This is a genomic window from Auraticoccus cholistanensis (assembly GCF_009742705.1).
In the GTDB taxonomy this organism is placed as follows: Bacteria; Actinomycetota; Actinomycetes; order Propionibacteriales; family Propionibacteriaceae; genus Auraticoccus; species Auraticoccus cholistanensis.
The window spans coordinates 1-3631 of sequence record NZ_WPCU01000017.1 but is presented as its reverse complement, the minus strand read 5'-3'; the positions used below and the strand labels follow the sequence as shown (position 1 = coordinate 3631).

Here is a 3631-nt window from a genome sequence, read left to right as displayed (position 1 = left end):
TAACACCCGAAGCCGGTGGCCCAACCCTTGTGGGGGGAGCCGTCGAAGGTGGGACTGGTGATTAGGACTAAGTCGTAACAAGGTAGCCGTACCGGAAGGTGCGGCTGGATCACCTCCTTTCTAAGGAGCTTCGTAGCTCGTCTGCTGCCGCGGTTGTGGTGGTGGGCGGGTTCATTCACCTGGTTGCCGGAGCGTTCGTCTTCGGGCCGGGTGGCTCTGGAATGTGGAACGATGACCATTAAGCCGGCTGTTGCTGGTTCGTCTGCTAGTACTGCCTGGTCGGGTCCTTCGGGGTCTGGTCGGGTGTGGAGGGTGGAGGGGCTGGTGGGGTTGGCCCGGAGGCACACTGTTGGGTCCTGAGGGATCGGCTGCACCTTGTGGGGTGTTGGTTGGTTTCTTGGCGGGCCACGGCTTCTGCTACCTGGTGGTGGTGGGGGTGTGGTTGCTGCTGGTGTGTTGAGAACTTCACAGTGGACGCGAGCATCTTTGTAGTGTTTTTGACAAGCTACTAAGGGCAGTCGGTGGATGCCTAGGCACCAAGAGCCGATGAAGGACGTGGAAACCTGCGATAAGCCCCGGGGAGCTGGTAAACGAGCGCCTGATCCGGGGATCTCCGAATAGGGAAACCTCGAAGGAAACCGGAGTCATGTCCGGCGACCCCTGTCTGAACACATAGGGCAGTGGGAGGGAACGCGGGGAAGTGAAACATCTCAGTACCCGCAGGAAGAGAAAACAACCGTGATTCCGTAAGTAGTGGCGAGCGAACGCGGAAGAGGCCAAACCGTAGGTGTGTGATAGCTGACAGGCGTTGCATCTGCGGTGTTGTGGGGCCGTCTTGACCGGGCTGTCGACCGGTCGAGGAGTAAGAAATGGTCATGGAAGTCGAAGTACTCTGGGAAGGTACGGCAGAGCGGGTAATACCCCCGTAGACGTAAGATGACCACTCCTGGACGTCACCCCAAGTAGCACCCAACCCCTGAAATTGGGTGTGAATCTGGCGGGACCACCCGCTAAGCCTAAATACTCCTTGGTGACCGATAGCGGACAAGTACCGTGAGGGAAAGGTGAAAAGTACCCCGGGAGGGGAGTGAAATAGTACCTGAAACCGATTGCCTACAATCCGTCGGAGCTTTGCCCTTCGGGGTGGGGTGACGGCGTGCCTTTTGAAGAATGAGCCTGCGAGTTAGTGGTGCGTGGCGAGGTTAACCCGTGTGGGGAAGCCGTAGCGAAAGCGAGTCCGAACAGGGCGATTTGAGTCGCGCGCTCTAGACCCGAAGCGGAGTGATCTATCCATGGCCAGGTTGAAGCGACGGTAAGACGTCGTGGAGGACCGAACCCACCAGGGTTGAAAACCTGGGGGATGAGCTGTGGATAGGGGTGAAAGGCCAATCAAACTCCGTGATAGCTGGTTCTCCCCGAAATGCATATAGGTGCAGCGTCGCGTGTTTCTTACCGGAGGTAGAGCACTGGATGGTCTAGGGGGCCCAACAGCTTACCGAAATCAGCCAAACTCCGAATGCCGGTAAGTGAGAGCGCGGCAGTGAGACTGTGGGGGATAAGCTTCATAGTCGAGAGGGAAACAGCCCAGATCACCAGCTAAGGCCCCTAAGCGGTAACTAAGTGGAAAAGGATGTGGAGTTGCGGAGACAACCAGGAGGTTGGCTTGGAAGCAGCCACCCTTGAAAGAGTGCGTAATAGCTCACTGGTCAAGTGATTCTGCGCCGACAATTTAGCGGGGCTCAAGTTATCCGCCGAAGCTGTGGCATTCACGCGTGTATCAGGCCTTCGTGGTCCAGGTGCGTGGATGGGTAGGGGAGCGTCGTGTGCGCGAAGAAGCGGCGGGGTGACCCAGTCGTGGAGTGCACACGAGTGAGAATGCAGGCATGAGTAGCGAATGACGGGTGAGAAACCCGTCCGCCGAATAACCAAGGGTTCCAGGGTCAAGCTAATCTGCCCTGGGTAAGCCGGGACCTAAGGCGAGGCCGACAGGCGTAGTCGATGGACAACGGGTTGATATTCCCGTAGCCGGCGAAACAACGATCCTGCCGAGGCGCGTGATGCTGAGATCGGAAGTTCTCAGGAGGCCTTCGGGTCACACTGAGTACGACCCTTCGACCCGATCGTGTAGTAGGCAAGCTGCGGAGGGACGCAGGAAGGTAGCCCATCCCGGGCGATGGTTGTCCCGGGCTAAGCGTGTAGGGCGAGGTGTAGGCAAATCCGCACCTCATGTGCCTGAGACGGGATGGCTCTGCTGCATTCGTGCGGTGGAGTGGGTGATCCTATGCTGCCTAGAAAAGCTTCGTGAGCGAGTTGTGAGCCGCCCGTACCCTAAACCGACACAGGTGGTTAGGTAGAGAATACCAAGGCGATCGAGATAATCGTGGTTAAGGAACTCGGCAAAATGCCCCCGTAACTTCGGGATAAGGGGGACCTGAGAGGTGACGGTCTTCACGGCCGGTAGCCTCGAGGGTCGCAGAGACCAGGCCCAAGCGACTGTTTACCAAAAACACAGGTCCGTGCTAAGTCGAAAGACGATGTATACGGACTGACTCCTGCCCGGTGCTGGAAGGTTACGGGGAAGGGTTAGCCTCACGGCGAAGCTCTGAACTTAAGCCCCAGTAAACGGCGGTGGTAACTATAACCATCCTAAGGTAGCGAAATTCCTTGTCGGGTAAGTTCCGACCTGCACGAATGGAGTAACGACTTGGGCGCTGTCTCAACCACGAACTCGGCGAAATTGCACTACGAGTAAAGATGCTCGTTACGCGCAGCAGGACGGAAAGACCCCGGGACCTTTACTATAGTTTGGTATTGGTGTTCGGTACAGCTTGTGTAGGATAGGTGGGAGACTGTGAAGCCGCCACGCCAGTGGGGGTGGAGTCATCGTTGAAATACCACTCTGGCTGTTCTGGATATCTAACCTAGGTCCATGATCTGGATCAGGGACAGTGCCTGATGGGTAGTTTGACTGGGGCGGTCGCCTCCCAAAAGGTAACGGAGGCGCCCAAAGGTTCCCTCAGCCTGGTTGGCAATCAGGTGTTGAGTGTAAGTGCACAAGGGAGCTTGACTGTGAGAGAGACATCTCGAGCAGGGACGAAAGTCGGGACTAGTGATCTGACGGTGGCATGTGGAAGCGCCGTCACTCAACGGATAAAAGGTACCCCGGGGATAACAGGCTGATCTTGCCCGAGCGTCCATAGCGACGGCATGGTTTGGCACCTCGATGTCGGCTCGTCGCATCCTGGGGCTGGAGTCGGTCCCAAGGGTTGGGCTGTTCGCCCATTAAAGCGGCACGCGAGCTGGGTTCAGAACGTCGTGAGACAGTTCGGTCCCTATCCGCTGCGCGCGTAGGAGTCTTGAGAAGGGCTGTCCTTAGTACGAGAGGACCGGGACGGACTAACCTCTGGTGTGCCAGTTGTCCTGCCAAGGGCACGGCTGGTTGGCTACGTTGGGAAGTGATAACCGCTGAAAGCATCTAAGCGGGAAGCACGCTTCAAGATGAGGGCTCCCACAGAGTAGTCTGGTAAGGCCCCCGGTAGACGACCGGGTGATAGGTCGGATGTGGAAGCACAGCAATGTGTGTCGAGCTGACCGATACTAATAGGCCGAGGGCTTGTCACAAGCACTTCAA

2 rRNA genes are annotated in these 3631 nt (G+C 57.3%); both read left to right on the top strand.

From position 1 onward, the window contains the following. Positions 1-120: ribosomal RNA gene (locus GC722_RS17425) — 16S ribosomal RNA — on the top strand; the annotation flags it as partial. Between the two features lie 378 nt (positions 121-498). Continuing rightward, a 23S ribosomal RNA gene (locus tag GC722_RS17420) occupies positions 499-3621 on the top strand. Positions 3622-3631 lie beyond the last annotated feature (10 nt).